This is a genomic window from Exiguobacterium qingdaonense, assembly GCF_018617855.1.
Taxonomy (GTDB): Bacteria; Bacillota; Bacilli; order Exiguobacteriales; family Exiguobacteriaceae; genus Exiguobacterium; species Exiguobacterium qingdaonense.
Map to the genome: position 1 here is coordinate 89,520 of NZ_JACSKY010000005.1, position 17,017 is coordinate 106,536.

General features: G+C 51.3%; 11 protein-coding genes. 2 read left to right on the forward strand and 9 right to left on the reverse strand.

Annotated elements, in window-relative coordinates; all coding sequences use genetic code 11:
* Nucleotides 1-465: 465 nt before the first annotated feature.
* Genes KNP00_RS07765 through uvrB form a run of 3 tightly spaced genes read right to left on the reverse strand, consistent with a single transcriptional unit; the run spans nt 466 to nt 6,544 of the window.
* A complete protein-coding gene (locus KNP00_RS07765) occupies nt 466-1,635 on the reverse strand; it encodes a DUF4097 family beta strand repeat-containing protein (RefSeq protein WP_215143842.1) in 1,170 nt (389 codons plus the stop codon).
* A 58-nt stretch (nt 1,636-1,693) separates the two neighbouring features.
* The gene (gene uvrA / locus KNP00_RS07770; protein ID WP_215143845.1) at nt 1,694-4,573 is read right to left on the reverse strand and encodes an excinuclease ABC subunit UvrA; all 2,880 of its coding nucleotides are present in this window, start codon (nt 4,571-4,573) and stop codon (nt 1,694-1,696) included.
* Nucleotides 4,574-6,544 (reverse strand): excinuclease ABC subunit UvrB, encoded by a 1,971-nt coding sequence (gene uvrB / locus KNP00_RS07775; RefSeq protein ID WP_215143847.1) that lies wholly within the window; start codon nt 6,542-6,544, stop codon nt 4,574-4,576.
* 439 nt (nt 6,545-6,983) lie between these two features.
* Here uvrB and KNP00_RS07780 point away from each other — a divergent pair, with 439 nt between their 5' ends.
* Together KNP00_RS07780 and glpK are read left to right on the forward strand one after the other, a co-directional pair.
* The gene (locus tag KNP00_RS07780; protein WP_215143849.1) at nt 6,984-7,691 is read left to right on the forward strand and encodes an MIP/aquaporin family protein; all 708 of its coding nucleotides are present in this window, start codon (nt 6,984-6,986) and stop codon (nt 7,689-7,691) included.
* A 28-nt stretch (nt 7,692-7,719) separates the two neighbouring features.
* Nucleotides 7,720-9,237 carry a glycerol kinase GlpK gene (gene glpK, locus KNP00_RS07785; RefSeq protein WP_215143851.1) on the forward strand — a complete coding sequence of 506 codons (1,518 nt, stop codon included), beginning with the start codon at nt 7,720-7,722 and terminating at the stop codon, nt 9,235-9,237.
* Between the two features lie 66 nt (nt 9,238-9,303).
* Here glpK and KNP00_RS07790 read toward each other — a convergent pair whose 3' ends face one another.
* The 6 genes from KNP00_RS07790 to KNP00_RS07815 form a co-directional block, all read right to left on the reverse strand.
* A complete protein-coding gene (locus tag KNP00_RS07790) occupies nt 9,304-10,443 on the reverse strand; it encodes a PDZ domain-containing protein (RefSeq protein WP_215143853.1) in 1,140 nt (379 codons plus the stop codon).
* A 43-nt stretch (nt 10,444-10,486) separates the two neighbouring features.
* Nucleotides 10,487-11,890 (reverse strand): S41 family peptidase, encoded by a 1,404-nt coding sequence (locus KNP00_RS07795; RefSeq protein ID WP_215143855.1) that lies wholly within the window; start codon nt 11,888-11,890, stop codon nt 10,487-10,489.
* 101 nt (nt 11,891-11,991) lie between these two features.
* Complete coding sequence (locus KNP00_RS14285) at nt 11,992-13,320, reverse strand: murein hydrolase activator EnvC family protein (RefSeq protein WP_215143857.1); 1,329 nt, start codon at nt 13,318-13,320, stop codon at nt 11,992-11,994.
* A gap of 23 nt (nt 13,321-13,343) precedes the next feature.
* Entirely contained in the window at nt 13,344-14,246 is a 903-nt protein-coding gene (ftsX, locus tag KNP00_RS07805) for a permease-like cell division protein FtsX (RefSeq protein WP_215143858.1), read from the reverse strand.
* Entirely contained in the window at nt 14,236-14,922 is a 687-nt protein-coding gene (ftsE, locus tag KNP00_RS07810; RefSeq protein ID WP_215143860.1) for a cell division ATP-binding protein FtsE, read from the reverse strand. Before ftsE ends, ftsX begins: the two co-directional genes overlap by 11 nt.
* A 471-nt stretch (nt 14,923-15,393) precedes the next feature.
* Complete coding sequence (locus KNP00_RS07815) at nt 15,394-16,998, reverse strand: BCCT family transporter (protein WP_215143862.1); 1,605 nt, start codon at nt 16,996-16,998, stop codon at nt 15,394-15,396.
* Nucleotides 16,999-17,017: the final 19 nt, after the last annotated feature.

Genomic DNA, 17,017 nt, shown 5'->3' on the forward strand with positions numbered 1-17,017 from the left:
GGCGGCTGCCTTCGGATTCAGCTTGTTGACTAACATGAATTCTGTCGCTCGCCTTTCCGGCGCCCACGCTTTCCGCAGGCAATCCCGGAGCCGCATCGCGACTAAAGAATCGCTGCTGGGTCTCCGTCGGATTGCAATCCTGTCGGAGTCGGGGCGCCGTCGGGCGAGCAACGCAAACGGTCGTCATCTGGCGGCCGTTTGTCTTTTTCTGAGGCCTCGACGGCCGAAGAAAAATCATCAAAAGAAGGAGTCGGACATGTAACGCGCCAATCTGTTAGCAGTCACCGCGCAAAACACGAAGAAGCTACCCAACCTGTCGACTAGAAAGGAAAGTCTACATAACATGTCTTCAATTTTGTGGGGCGAAACGACCCAATAGATTGAAATCTACAAAAAAGACGAACCAGATGGCAAAATGCAATGTGGTTCGTCAACAGTCTGCCGAAGGCAAATCGCCTTCGGTTTTTATTTTTGATGGAACGGGTTATTCAGATCGCCTGGGTCGACCGGGTCAACCGGGTCTGTCGGTTCCGTCTGTTCTTCATCAAGGAACGTCGATGGCGTGTACACCGAACCATGTTCCAAGTCGATTGTGCCAGTACGCGTCCCCGCCTCGACTTCGATCCGTGGCGTTTGACCACGACCAGACAAGAATTCGAGACGACGCTGCGCAACGTCTTTTCGGTCACGGATAATCTCGAGTTCGTCGAGCAAGCAGTGGAGACCACCGAAGTTCGTCTCAAGTTCCCCTTCGACTTCGACGCCGTGTGGCAACACGAGGCGAATGTTTCCGGCGAGTGAGGCGAGTTCGAATTTTGCCGGGCGGGCCGTCGCTAGTTCAGCCCGGATGTTCCCGTTCCCCGTCTTGAGAGACGCCTTGTCGTACTTCCCGCCAATGATGACGGCACCGTTCCCGGTACGGACGTGCACGAGTTCTGCCTCGACGCCCTCGACTTCGACCGTCCCGTTCCCCGTATTTAACAGGAGTTCGGATGCGTGCATCTCATGTAAGACGACACGACCATTGGCGGTCTGTACCCGGACGTTCTCGACATCAAGACCGTCGGCACGAACTTCTCCGTTCAACGTCTGAACGTGAAGATGGTTGAAATGGTGATGTGGGACATACAGTTCCACATGGGCCCGTACAAGCTTGTCACGTAGCGAAACGACGAGGCGGTTTCCGATGACGGAATGCTTGACCGCTGACTGTAATTGCTCGAGCGCTTTGTCCGCATCTTGTTGACGAAGTGGACGACCGGTGACGATGAGCTCACAGTCCTCGGCGTCCGACGAGACGATGGTCGCCGATGCGTTGAAGAGGTCGAGTGAGATGTCGCTACCTGTGAACGGGAACGACTTGGAGTACGTCACTTCCGGACCAAAATTCGAGCTGAACGAGAAGTCGCTGTCACGAAGTTTCGTGACGAGGCCATCTACCGCGGATGTCAGTTTGGTCGTGAGTGATTCGACCGAATAGGCGTCGACTTTTTCCGTGTCTTGTCGCTCCTCTAGCGCCTGAACCTGTTCCGGTTCGAGCCGCTCGAGACGTTCGAGTTGGGTCATCGCCTCTTCAATCGTCAGTTTGCCGTCTTTCACTTGCTGGAGAATCAGTTCACGCATTTCTTGTTTCACGTTCGTTTCCCCCTTCAATTTGGTTACACGTCAATTACCTTCCCGTTTCTCATCATTTCTATACTTGTTTCTTTTTTCCTGCTTTCGATTTCACACGGGCCGAATCGCGTTCAAGCACCGGCTTCAAATACTTCCCGGTATACGAGCCAGACACTTCAGCGACTTCCTCTGGCGTACCGGTCGCGACAATCATACCGCCACCGTCACCGCCCTCTGGTCCGAGGTCAATCAAATGATCGGCCGACTTGATGACGTCGAGATTGTGTTCGATGACGAGCACCGTGTCCCCGTTCTCAACGAGGCGCTGCAACACTTTCAACAAGCGGGCGATGTCGTCGACATGCAGACCCGTCGTCGGTTCGTCCAAAATATAAATCGTCTTCCCGGTCGAGCGCTTATGGAGCTCCGAGGCAAGTTTGACGCGCTGTGCCTCCCCACCCGAAAGTTCCGTCGCCGGTTGCCCGAGTTTCATGTAGCCGAGCCCGACGTCATAAATCGTCTGAATCTTCCGTTTGATTTTCGGAATTTTGTCAAAGAATTCGAGCCCTTCCTCAATCGTCATGTCGAGGACGTCCGCAATCGTCTTTCCTTTATACTTCACTTCGAGCGTCTCGCGATTATACCGTTTCCCGTGACAGACCTCACACGGCACGTAAACGTCCGGTAAGAAGTGCATCTCGATTTTAATGATCCCGTCACCACGGCACGCCTCACAGCGCCCGCCTTTGACATTGAAACTGAATCGTCCTTTTTTGTAGCCTCGCATCTTCGCTTCATTCGTCGAGGCGAAGACATCCCGGATATCATCAAAGACACCCGTATACGTCGCCGGATTCGAACGCGGTGTACGTCCGATCGGAGATTGGTCGATATCGATGACCTTATCGATATGTTCGAGTCCTTCAATCTTCTTATGCTTCCCTGGCTTCGCCTTGGCACGATTCATGTTATGGGCGAGCGATTTGTAGAGAATTTCATTGATGAGCGTCGATTTACCAGAACCGGATACACCCGTCACTGCAACGAACATACCGAGTGGAATCGAGACATCGACATCTTTTAAGTTATTCTCCCCTGCCCGAACGATTTTTAAGAATCGCTCGTCCGGCATCTTTCGTTCAGGCGGAAGCGGAATAAACCTCTTCCCGGCGAGATATTGACCGGTGAGCGAGTTTTTATTTTTCATCAGCTGTCTCGGGGTCCCGGCTGCGATGACCTGTCCTCCGTGCTCCCCGGCACCCGGTCCGATATCAATCAAATAATCGGCTTCCATCATCGTATCTTCGTCATGCTCGACGACGATGAGCGTGTTGCCGATGTCTCGCATCTGTTTGAGTGTCGCAATCAAGCGGTCGTTGTCGCGTTGATGGAGACCGATGGACGGTTCATCCAATACGTATAAGACACCCGTGAGGCGTGAGCCGATTTGTGTCGCGAGACGAATCCGTTGCGCCTCACCACCTGAGAGCGTCCCCGCGGCGCGTGAGAGCGTCAAATAGTCGAGACCGACATTATTTAAGAAACTGAGTCGTTCCCGGATCTCCTGCAAGATGAGGCGTGCGATGGCCAAATCTTTTTCGCTCAACTGTTCATCGAGCCCTTCAAAGAAAGCAAGCGCCTCAACGACTGACATCTCGGTCACTTGCCCAATATGTCTTCCGGTGATTTTGACGGCGAGCGCCTCTTTTTTTAAGCGATACCCATGACATGTCGGGCAGGCGTGTGTCGCCATATACATCTCCATCTGTTCCCGGATGTAATCAGATGTCGTCTCCCGATAGCGGCGTTCGATGTTATGAAGCACCCCTTCAAAGAAAATCGTGTTCGTCCGCACTTGGCCGAAGTCGTTTTCGTACCTGAACAGAAACGATTCGTCTTTAGACCCTCTTAAGACAAGTTCTTGGTCGCGTGTCGACAGACGTTCGAACGGCACGTCCATGTCAATCCCAAAATGTTCACACATCGCCGCCAGAAGTTGCGGGTAATACTGTGAGCTCGTCGGTTGCCAGGCGGCAATCGCCCCTTCTTTCAACGTCTTCGAAGGGTCCGGAATGACGAGTTCTGGGTCGACATCGAGTTTTGTTCCGAGACCGTCACATGTCGGACATGCCCCGAACGGCGAATTGAACGAGAACATGCGCGGTTCGAGTTCGCCGATTGAGAATCCACAGATCGGACAGGCATGGTGTTCACTGAAAAGGAGCTCGGTACCGTCCATCTTGTCGATGATGGCACGTCCATCCGCAAGGCGGAGCGCTGTCTCGAGCGAGTCAGCGAGACGCCCTTCGACGTCAGGTCGGACGACGAGTCGGTCGACGACAACTTCAATCGAATGTTTCTTATTTTTATCGAGCTCAATCTCATCGGTCAGCTCGATCGTCTCTCCGTTCACGCGGACACGGACGAACCCTTCCTTTTTCAACGAATCGAACACCTTCACATGTGCTCCCTTTCGTCCTGATACGATCGGCGCCAAAATTTGGAGACGTGTCCGTTCCGGCAATTCCATCACCTGATCGACCATCTGTGAAATCGTTTGGCTCGTAATTTCGATTCCGTGTTCAGGACAGACCGGTTTCCCGATTCGCGCGTACAAGAGACGGAGATAATCGTAAATCTCGGTCACCGTCCCGACCGTCGAACGCGGGTTCCGACTCGTCGTCTTTTGGTCAATCGAGATGGCCGGACTTAAGCCTTCAATCGTATCGACGTCGGGCTTATCCATCTGTCCGAGGAACTGACGGGCATAAGCGGACAAGCTTTCGACGTACCGTCGCTGTCCTTCAGCGTAAATCGTATCGAACGCAAGTGACGATTTCCCGGAGCCGGACAAACCCGTCAGGACGACGAGCTGGTCACGTGGGATTTCGATGTCAATATTTTTTAAATTGTTGACGCGTGCCCCTTTGATGACAATCGCATTTTTCTTTTCAGCCATTTAATTCCCTACCTTCAACTCCAAGATTAAGTCACGCAATTCGGCCGCACGTTCGAACTGGAGGTCGCGCGCCGCTTGCTTCATTTCTTCTTCTAATTTGGTAATCGCCGCCTCGCGTTCGGCTGGCTTCATCGTACTGAGCGATTCGAGTGCCTCTTCTTCCGCCTCGACCGTCGCCCGAATGACCCCTCGAACGTCTTTTCGAATCGTCTGCGGGGTGATGCCGTGCTCTTCATTGTAAGCTTGCTGAATCGACCGACGCCGATCCGTCTCTTCGATGGCACGCGCCATCGAGTCGGTCATCTTATCCGCGAACAGGACGACATGTCCGTTCGCATTACGCGCCGCTCGCCCAATCGTCTGGATGAGTGACCGATCGGACCGAAGGAACCCTTCCTTATCGGCATCTAGAATCGTCACGAGACTGACCTCTGGAATATCAAGGCCTTCTCGTAGCAAGTTGATTCCGACGAGCACATCATACTTCCCGAGACGAAGATCACGGATGATCTCAATCCGTTCAAGCGTCTTGATCTCGGAGTGCATATAGTTTACTTTGATTCCCGCTTCACGCAAATAATCAGACAAGTCCTCTGCCATCTTCTTCGTCAGCGTCGTCACGAGGACGCGCTCATCCCGTTTGATTCGTTCGCGAATTTGGTCCATCAAGTAATCGATTTGTCCTTTGATCGGATGAATCTCGACGGTCGGGTCGAGGAGTCCGGTCGGACGGATGATCTGTTCGATCATATGCGGCGTATGCTCGAGCTCGAACGGCCCAGGTGTCGCCGAGATAAAGATAGCCTGTGACACTTTCTTCTCGAACTCGTCGAACTTGAGTGGACGGTTATCTTTCGCTGACGGTAGACGGAACCCGTGATCGACGAGTACTTGCTTCCGTGCCTGGTCCCCGTTGTACATGCCGCGTACTTGCGGGAGCGTCACGTGTGACTCGTCGGCGACGAGTATGAAGTCTTCCGGGAAGTAATCGAGTAGCGTGTACGGGGTCGAGCCTTCCGGCATCAGGTTCAAGTGTCGCGAATAGTTCTCGATACCAGAACAATATCCCATCTCGCGCATCATTTCCAAGTCGTAATGCGTTCGCTGTTCGAGACGTTGCGCCTCAAGCAATTTTCCTTCTTCCCGGAACTTTTCGAGTTGTTCCTCGAGTTCGGCTTCGATGTTGACGATGGCTTTTTGCAGTTTTTCGTCACGGGTGACGAAGTGGGATGCCGGGAAGATGGCGACGTGGTCACGGTCGGCGATGATTTCACCCGTCAACGGGTCCATCTCGCGAATCCGATCAATCTCGTCACCGAAGAACTCGATGCGCATACAATGTTCGTCACGCGACGCCGGGAAGATTTCGACGACGTCCCCACGAACACGGAAACGCCCACGTTGGAAGTCGATATCGTTCCGTTCATATTGAATGTCGATGAGTTTGCGTAACATCTCGTCACGTCCCATCTCCTTGCCTACCCGCAAACTGAGGACGAGGCTTCGATACTCTTCCGGGTTACCGAGACCATATATACAAGAGACGGATGCGACGATGATGACGTCATCACGCTCGAATAGAGCCGACGTCGCCGAGTGACGCAGCTTATCGATTTCATCGTTGATCGAGGCATCCTTTTCGATGAACGTATCCGTCGATGGTACGTATGCTTCCGGTTGATAGTAGTCATAGTAACTGACGAAATACTCGACGGCATTGTTCGGGAAGAACTCTTTGAACTCGGAGTAAAGCTGACCGGCGAGCGTCTTATTATGGGCGAGGACGAGTGTTGGTTTCTTCACTTCTTGAATGACGTTTGAGACGGTGAACGTCTTCCCTGTCCCGGTCGCCCCGAGAAGTGTCTGATACCGATCACCCCGATTCACGCCTTCAACAAGTTGTCGTATCGCTTCAGGCTGGTCGCCTCCAGGTTGAAATTCAGATTGTAATGCAAACGGGATCGATTCCATAAGCTACTCCTCACCTTCTCATTTCATAGTGACTTGATTATACCATAGACACGAACAAATATTCGCTTATCAACTATCGGGTAAATTCATTCTATTCTTATTGAAATATGCGCATCGTTCATTCTTTTTCCGTTACCGTCTGAAAAGAAACATTCAATTTCATGAAAAAAGAATCACTTTATTGACATAGTGGATGAACGATCACCCAGTAGACAATCTACCTATCCGATTCACAGCCTGTCCGACTCCGTGACCGCATACGTATCGATCAGTCAAGATGCTTCATGACAATAAATCATCGAGATGTTTACAGGTGTAAATGTGAACATTCTTAGGAAAAAAGTAGGAATTTTAAAAAACACTGTTTTAAAACGCTTACATTTTGGGCATATAATGAAGTGGTAAGTCAAATTGCATAAGGGAGAAAGGGGAGTATCACATGTCAGCATTTGTCAGTGAAATCATTGGTACGATGCTATTGATTCTGCTCGGTAACGGTGTGGTCGCCGGCGTCGTCCTCCGTCATTCCAAAGCGGAAAACTCTGGCTGGATTGTCATCACGATGGGCTGGGGTCTTGCCGTTATGATCGGGGTATACGCAGCCGGTATTTACGGTGGCGCACACATCAACCCTGCCGTCACAATTGGTCTTGCGACAGCAGGAGAATTCCCGTGGGCGGATGTCCCGCTCTACATCTTAGCTCAGTTTATCGGAGCCATCATCGGGGCATGTCTAGTGTTTATTCATTATAAACCTCACTATGATGCCACGGACGACCCTGGTTTGAAGTTGGCGACATTCTCGACAGCTCCAGGCATTCGAAGCACACCGTTCAACTTGATCGGTGAGATTATCGGAACGTTCGTCCTCGTCTTTGCGTTGTTGTCATTCGGGGCAAACACATTCGCAGATGGACTCAATCCGCTCATCGTCGGCTTCTTGATCGTCTCAATCGGTCTTTCGCTCGGAGGTACGACAGGATATGCAATCAACCCGGCACGTGACCTCGGCCCGAGGATTGTACACGCTCTCCTCCCAATCAAAGGAAAAGGATCATCCGACTGGGGCTACTCATGGATTCCGGTCGTCGGTCCGATCATCGGTGGCGTCATCGCCGCACTTATCTACAACATTCTCGTCCCATGACACCACATTTTGAAGGAGGAAATCACATATGGCGAAAGAAAAACGTTATATTTTAGCATTGGACCAAGGAACGACGAGCTCAAGGGCAATCATCTTTGACCATGACGGAAAGATTGTCACGGTCGCCCAACGCGAGTTCAAACAGTACTTCCCAAAACCAGGCTGGGTCGAACATAACGCCAATGAGATTTGGGGTTCTGTCCTTGCCGTCATGGCGGAAGCATTCGGTTCGGCCGATATTGACCCGAACGAAATTGCGGGAATCGGCATCACGAACCAACGGGAAACTGCCGTCGTCTGGGACAAAGAGTCAGGACGCCCCGTCTATAACGCGATTGTTTGGCAATCACGTCAAACTGCTGACATCTGTGAAGAACTGAAGTCCGCCGGCCACTCTGACATGGTTCGGGACAAAACTGGTCTTCTCATCGATGCCTATTTCTCGGGAACGAAAGTCAAATGGATTCTTGACAACGTGGAAGGCGCACGCGAAAAAGCCGAGAACGGCGAGCTGCTTTTCGGAACAATTGACACATGGCTCATTTGGAAACTCTCGGGTGGGCAAGCTCACGTAACGGACTACTCGAACGCCTCACGGACACTCATGTACAACATCTATGAACAAAAATGGGATGACGAGTTGCTCGACATCTTGACCGTGCCGAAATCGATGCTTCCTGAAGTCAAGCCGTCGAGTGAGGTGTACGCAAACACGGTCCCTTATCACTTCTTCGGGTTTGAAGTCCCAATCGCTGGCGCGGCGGGTGACCAACAGGCCGCCTTGTTCGGTCAAACATGCTTTGACAAAGGCGAAGGTAAAAACACATATGGAACGGGTTGCTTCATGCTCATGAATACAGGTGAAGAAGCCGTCAAATCAGACCACGGTCTTTTGACGACGATCGCATGGGGCTACAACGGCAAGGTCGAGTATGCGCTAGAAGGATCAATCTTCGTTGCCGGTTCGGCGATTCAATGGCTCCGTGACGGGTTGCGGATGCTCAAATCGGCGAAAGACTCGGAACAGTACGCGACACGGATCGAATCGACAGAAGGGGTTTACGTCGTACCAGCATTCGTCGGTCTCGGTGCCCCATATTGGAACTCTGACGTGCGAGGTGCCATCTTCGGCCTCACTCGCGGAACGGAGAAAGAACAGTTCGTCCGCGCGACGATCGAGTCACTGGCATACCAGACACGTGACGTCCTCACGTCGATGGAGAATGACTCTGGCATCAACTTGAAGACGCTCCGTGTCGATGGCGGTGCCGTCAGCAACAACTTCTTGATGCAGTTCCAAGCGGATATTCTCGATGTCCCGGTCGAAAGACCTGAGGTAAGTGAGACGACCGCACTCGGTGCCGCATATTTGGCCGGTCTCGCCGTCGGTTTTTGGAAAGACCAAGCGGAAGTCAAAGAGCAATGGAAGCTCGACAAGAAGTTCGACCCGAACATGGACGAGACGCATCGTGAATCTCTCTATAAAGGTTGGCAACACGCTGTCGAGGCAACAATGGGATTCAAACCATCAACACTTGACGTATAAAAAGAAAGGGCATCCTCAGCGGGTGCCCTTTTTGCATGCAAAAAAGAGTACCCTTGACGGATACTCTCACAGTTTACGAAGTCGGACACGCGGGCTCGTCGGTTCCCCGACGAACAAGATTCCAAGTTCATGTGGATCAGTCTCATACATCGCCCGTTGAACGAACCGGATATCTCCGTTCAGGTTCAACACTTCAAGCTTGATGTATGGCTTATGTCGCTGGAGCGCCTCATAAAAGCTATGCCCTCCGGTGATGACCGTCCCGTTGACTTTGTAGATCGATTCACCCGGGATGAGTTGCATCGCCTCCCCTGGCGAATCCGGGAGCGTATCGATGATGACCGCCCCACGGTTCCCATTGATGAACACAGGCGTCGTCCCCCGGTTTTCCCGTTTGATCCACTGAAGACCGAGCTCATAGAGGACGAACAAGGCGATTAGCGCATAGTCGACATACGGAATCTCCCATGCATACGAGATCCCGAATAGGCCAAGCGCAATCAAGGCGAGTACAGTCCGATAATTGCTCAACCGTGCGAGGAGTGTCCCCGGCAAGGCGCCGGTCGATAACAAACTGACCCCGATTGGAATCGGGAGAATAATCGGCACCATCGGCCAGTCGAGACCAAGCGTCGGTGGCACGAACACGACGAGCGGGAAAAACCAGATGCGTTTGACGACATGCCCTCCGACGAATTGTCCACGTTTCGATAAGATCAAGGTCGGGGATGTCTCTCTCGGACCGTCCCATCGTAACAATATCGCTTCCGCAAGCGTGACGAGACCGAACGTGAGCGCATAAACCGTCCAATCGACCCGGGCGAGCTCTCTCACCCAATCGCTGAGCGCCCCGTATGCGACAACATCCCGCAACAGGACGATCGCAAACAGCACGAGGAGCGGCAACACCGGGTTGAAAAATCGCGGATGCATCGTTAAGACGACGAGCGTATACAGAACGGTGAACGAGACCGCCCACTCAACTGTGATCGTCGTCTCGAGAAAAATCGTCGCGGTGGAGGAGAGGACCGCTAACAGAAGACTCGGCCAAATGAAATGTTTCCATTCCGACTTCGGTGGGCGTCGTCTCGAACGGAACATGGCCCGTTCTCGCTTGACCCGTGTCATCGATATGTATGTAAGGGCGACGAGCGTCACCCAAAACAGTGGACTACCTAACAACGTCAATAAAGCCGTAATACTCATTCTTACAACTTCCACGCGGTCCAACCCTTTCTTTCATACAACGTTATTTTGCGGCTTCTTCTAGCGCTCGGTTCAACTGGGCATCATTCGCCTCATCTTGAATCGCCTCGAGTAACTTCGATTCGAGCGCCGATGCCGTCTCTTCATCGACCGTCCCGGAAGCGGTGAGGTCATTTTCTGCCTGGAATGCCTTGACCGCCTCGGCCATCGTGTCCCCGTAGTAGCCTGGTTGACCGCCTGGTTCATAGCCGATTCCCGTCAAGATTTTATGCAAGTTCGAGACGGCATCACCGTAATCTCCAACCTCGAGTGACTCTGCGTCTACCAGTACGCGGGTCACGTTAAAGTAATCCGGTTGTGTCACTTCAATATCCGGCTCGATTCCTTTTTCGTTGATCCAATTTCCGTCCGGCGTGAGCCATTTGCTCGTCGTCAGTTTTAAATTACTACCGTCCTCTAAATCGAACGCCGTCTGGACGACACCTTTCCCGAACGTCTTCGTCCCGATAATGGTCGCGCCCGCCCCTTCTTTCATCGCACCCGCCAAAATTTCTGATGCGGAAGCCGAGCCCTCGTCCGTCAAGACGAAAAGATTGTATGGCTTCGCTTCACGGGCCCGTCCGTTCTGAGCGTCGCGGTCCCCGTCCGCATTCTCGATTTGGACGACCGGTTTCGACGTGGGGACGAATCCTTCTGACATCTCGATGACCGCTGGCAGGAGACCACCAGGGTTTCCACGTACGTCGATAATCAAACTGTCGATCTCTTCTGCTTCAAGCTGCTCGAGTTGCTCGAGAAACTCATCAGCCGTCGGTTCTGAGAACTGTGTGACCTGAAGATAACCGATTTGTTTGCCACCTTCTTGCTTCACTTCCGAATAGACCGTCTCAATCGGAATCGTGTCACGTGTAATCTCGTAATCCGCCGTCTGACTGCCTCGGCGGATCGTCAGCGTGACGGTCGTCCCTTTTTCCCCACGAATGAGCTGGACGGCTTCTTGCACATCCATCCCTTCGATCGACTCCCCATCGACCGCCGTGATGATATCACCGGGGCGGAGTCCTGCCTCCTCGGCTGGAGCACCTTTGATTGGAGCGACAATTAAGATGTCATCTCCTTTCTTCTCCAAAGTTGCGCCGATTCCTTCAAAACTCGATTCAATCGAGTCAGTAAATTGTGATGTTTCATCTGCGTCCAAGAAATCAGAATACGGGTCCTCAAGTGCTCCGGTCATACCATCGAGCGCTCCGGTCAATAAATCCTCTTCTGAAATGTCTTGTAATGAGTGTGCCTCAATCAAATCACGTACTTGGTCGACTTTATCCCAGCCTTCTGCATTCGTTTGAATGGGAAGGGAAGTGTCTGTAAACGCCATCGTCGCAAGGCCTGCACCGGCCCCAGCCACGAACGTTGTGCCAGCGAGTAGTCCTGCGGTTGAATTTTTCACGGGTTGTTCCCTCATTTCTCTTTGTAAGTCTTTTCATTAGTATAGCAAAAATGAAAGGAAAAGCGGACGCGTTCCACATATTTGGGACGCGTCCGCTTCAATCAGTATCCGATATACGGGCCAGGGTCGATCGCATTCGGCTGTCCCGGACCCCATTTTCCTCGATGCAACTCAAAATGAAGATGGGGACCGGTCGACCAGCCCGTGTTTCCGAGTGTGCCGACCGTCTGTCCGGCCGATACGTGTTGACCGGCTCCGACCGTGATGGCATGTAAGTGGGCGTAGACAGTCGTCCAAACCTCACCGTTAATGACGTGTGAGACGAAGACGACATTTCCATATCCCGTCGCAGGCGCAGCCTTGATGACAACCCCCGGGGCGCTTGCGACAATCGGTGTCCCGAGCGCATTGACGAGGTCAATGCCTCGATGGAGTTCCGGGACCCCTGTCAACGGGTTGTTCCGTGGACCGAATGGACTCGAGACATAGCCAGAAACAGGACGGACGAACCCGGTGGACGTGGAAACATTCGTCGGTGTTTCGGCCGGTGCGGTCACTTCAGGTGACTCCACTTCTGTCTCCGTTTCTTTCGCTTCAGCCGCAGCTCGAGACCGTTCTTCAGCGGCGCGTGCCTCGGCTTCACGCTTGGCACGTTCGGCTGCCTCCGCGGCTTCTCGTTCAGCAGTCGCGATCGCCTCGAGCTGTTCATTGATGATCCGGTTTTGTTCGGCCATGACCGCCTGTTCTTCGCTTCGTGTCATCTTCTCCAGTTCGAGTTGCTCGACTTGTTCGTTTAGTTCGGTCAACAAGTCACGTTTCTTCTCGGCCGTACGGTCGAGGTCTTGTTTCGTGATGACGAGCTCCCGCTCTTTTTGTTTGATGAATGACAGTTGGGTACGCTGTGTCGACTCGAGCGACTCAAGGCGCTCCATCTCACTCATATAATTATGTATGAGCTCCCGGTCCTGCTCAGCGATCGTGCGGGCCGTCATGACCCGTGTGACGAAGTCGCCGAAGGAACGGGACTCAAAAATGACTTGTAAATAGGAAGTGTCTTCGTGAACTTGCAAAACGCGAAGACGCTCGTTCAAGAGTTCCTTTTGGCTTTCCAAGTATTCTTCCTGAACGGAAAGTTGCTGGCGGGTCGCCTTGAGCTCTTCACGGGCCGTATCGACCTCATGTTGCTGAATCGCGATTTGTTCACTCAAATCATTCAGTCGGTCATCGACGATGTGAATTTCCGTCTTCACGGCATCACGCTCCGCCTCGGTGACCTCAAGCTCGGCATCCGTCTTAGCCTGCGCTTTTTTCGACTCCTCTAATTCATTGGACAGTCGATCTTGTCGAGCCTTTAACGTGTCTTTCTCTGTTGCCATGACAGGCATGGCAAGTAACGATACACACAACCCTAGCGCAAGCGAACGTTTCATCCGCCAACTCCTCCTCATTTAAGTTAAATTTTCAAGAAACGACCGAGCGATGTCGTCGATCCCCAGATCCCGATGAACGCACCGAGCGCAAGTAAGACGAGCGATACTTGAACCGTGAGCGTCGATGGATCAATCAACTTAAATATATCACTATTCAATTGATCAAGCGATGGTTGTAAAGCACTATATGCGACGTCATATCCGAAATAAATGACAAGAATTGGGACGAGAGCCCCAAGCATTCCGAGAACCAACCCTTCGATGAAGAAAGGCCAACGGATAAAGCTATTTTTCGCACCGACGAGTCGCATGATTTCGATTTCACGGCGGCGTGAGAAAATGGTCATTTTAATCGTATTCGAGATGAGGAACATCGCCATCAACGTCAATCCGACAATCAACGCGAGTCCACCGATGCGAATCCCGTTGAAGAAGGCAAACATTTTATCGATGTAGTCTTTCCCGTACTTCACATCGTCTACGTTCTCGAGTGAACTGACCGATTGGGCCACTTCCTCTAACTCTAGTGGATCTTGCGCCTTGACGATATAACGGGCGTGGAGTGGGTTGTCTTTCTCGACCGTTCCGTATGCCGCGGCATCGTCTCCGAGTTGGTCTTGGAATTTGGCCAACTCATCTTCTTTCGAGCTGAACGTGACCGTCGAGACGCCAGGTACTTGTTCAATGTTCTGTCCGAGTTTCTCGACCGAGCTCTCATCCGCTGTCCGGGTGATGAACACTTGAATCTCGACATCATTTTCGACGTTATCTGAAATTTCGTTAATGTTGAACATGACGAGTGCGAACACACCGACAAGTAACAACGTGATCGTTACGGCACTGATTGCCGCGAACGACATCCATCCATTACGAAGCGTCCCTTTGAACCCTTCACGCAAATGGCGCAAACTCGTTTTAAACATCATAGCCATATGCTCCTTTCTCTTCATCGCGCACAACTTTTCCATTCTCAATCGCGATGACGCGGTGACGAATTTTATCTACGATATCACGGTTATGTGTCGCCATGACAATCGTCGCTCCGCGGCGATGAATCTCTTCAAACACTTCCATGATGCCCCATGCCGTCTCTGGGTCTAAGTTCCCTGTCGGCTCATCGGCGATGATGAGTTTCGGTTTGTTCACAATCGCCCGTGCGATGGATACGCGCTGTTGTTCCCCGCCTGAGAGCTCGTCTGGATAATTACGCGCCTTGTTCTTTAATCCGACAAGGTTCAACACGTCCATGACTTGCTTACGAATCGATGACGTGTCCGCCCCTACGACTTCTAAAGCGAAGGCGACGTTCTCATATACGGTGAGTGACGGAAGAAGTTTGAAGTCTTGGAAGATGACGCCGAGTTGTCGGCGTAGCTTCGGTACGTGACGGTCTTTAATTTTGCCGACGTCGAGTCCGTCAATTAACAGTTGACCGCCCGTCGGTTTCTCCTCACGATAAATCATTTTCATGAATGTCGACTTTCCGGCACCGGAAGGTCCGACCACATATAGAAACTCGCCATCGCGAATCTCTAGGTCAAGGTCATCCATGGCGACGACGCCATTCGGATATACTTTGCTGACTTTTTGCATCGAGATCATAACGTATTCCCTACCCTTTTTTAAATTTTTGTATGCATCTATGACGAATTCAAATAAATTGATTTAGTTACTGTATATTTCGCCTAGAGTCTTTTTTACAGGAATCGACCCCCTCTGTCAAGGCGTCATGTCATTTACCTCCTTGTCAAAAAAACATCTAGGGCATAGCTGAAGCGACTACAATTATATCAACCCGACTTTTAAAACACCATTACAGTATTGTTTCAGTTCGATTGAGTTTGATGTGAAAATCACGTCATGAAACTTTACTTCATGACCTTTATTTTTACGATGAAATTCTATTGATTCTCATGGCTAAAAGTACTTACTCGATCCTTTGTATAAAAGAGTGTCGTCCGGTCCTTTGAAGGTTCATACGCGGATCAGTTCACAAAAAAGACGAATCTGGTCATTTTTCTGACCAAATTCGTCAATCGTTTGAGGAATCCGTGAAAACGGGTTCCACTCCCATTAATCAATTTTGTCTTTTAACACGTCAAACGGTGTACGTTTTTTCTTGCGATATTGAATATGAATCGTCGGTGATTCGTATTCATCTTGCGCTCGGATATCACTGCTTGATACGCGCATAAATGACCATCCGAGCAAAATCATAATAAAGATCAGAGGGAAGCCGCCAACGATACTTGCCGTTTGTAAAGTTTCAAGTCCTCCGAGGAACATGAGCGTGAGTGGCATGATCGATAAAGCGAACGCCCAAAACAGGCGATTCCATACAAGGGGCTCATCTTCAACATGCTTTTGAGTAACTGACGCCAAAATGTATGATGAGGAATCAAACGTCGTTGCCAAAAAGATAATCGCTAGAACAGTGAAGACGGCAACTACCGCACTACCAAATGGCAATTGACTAATGATGGCGATGATCGTCGGAGCAGGTCCGTAGGCCGCCATGTACGAGATTACATCGAATGTCCCACTCAAATGTAAGTACAAGCCGTAATTCCCGAGGACTCCAAAGAACAACACACACCCGAACGTTCCATAAACCATCGTTCCGATGATCATGCCACGAATCGTTCGTCCTCGCGAGATACGTGCGACGAACAATCCGACGAACGGAGCATAGACGAGCCACCAGGCCCAATAGAAGACGGTCCACGATTCAGGGAAGCCGGTTGTCGTGAACCCGCCGAAGTCACCGAACGGTTCCATCCATGTCGCCATGCGGAAGAAGTTGTCCATGACGATCCCGACCCCATTGAACGTCGTCTCTAAAATGAAACGAGTCGGGCCGAACACGAAAACGAATGTCAATATACCGAGAGCGAGCCAAATGTTCAAGTCGCTCAGTAATTTGATCCCTTTGTTTAGTCCGACATAAGAACTGACCGCAAAGATTACCGTGCAGACGAGCATAATCAACGCCTTCATTCCGAGCGTGACGGGAATGCCGCTTAGTTCGCTAATTCCTTCGGCAATCATCGGCGTACCGAGGGCGAGCGTCGTTCCTGCACCCCCAAGCAGTCCAAAGATGAACAGAATGTCAATCACTTTTCCGAGCGGCCCGTCTGAACGCTTACCAAGGATGGGGCGAATCGCCTCACTGACCTTCAGTACGGATACGCGCCGGACGTAATAGAAATACGCAATCGGGAGCGCCGGGAGCGCATAAATCGCCCAAGCGATCGGTCCCCAGTGAAACATGCCATATGCTGTCGACCATTGAATCGCTTCTGTCGATTCGGCAGTGAGACCAAATGGCGGCCCCTCGTAATAATACACCCATTCAATAACTGACCAATACAGTATACTTGACCCGATTCCGGCAGCGAACAACATTGCTGCCCATGAAAAGTTACTAAATTCAGGTTCCTCATCTTCGTCGCCCAACTTAATGTGCCCGTTCTTACTGAAGGCAACGTAGATCAAAAATCCGAATGCGCCGAGACCGAGCGCCAAGTATAATATTCCAAAGTTTGATGTCATATACGTATTGGCTGCTCCTACTAGAGCCTTACCTGTCTCTGGAAAGAACACGAGAGGTAACGTTACAGCTAACAACAGGACAACTGACCCAATGAACGTCGGCCAGTCTATTAATTTTGTTCTCAAAACTAGATCACTCCATTTC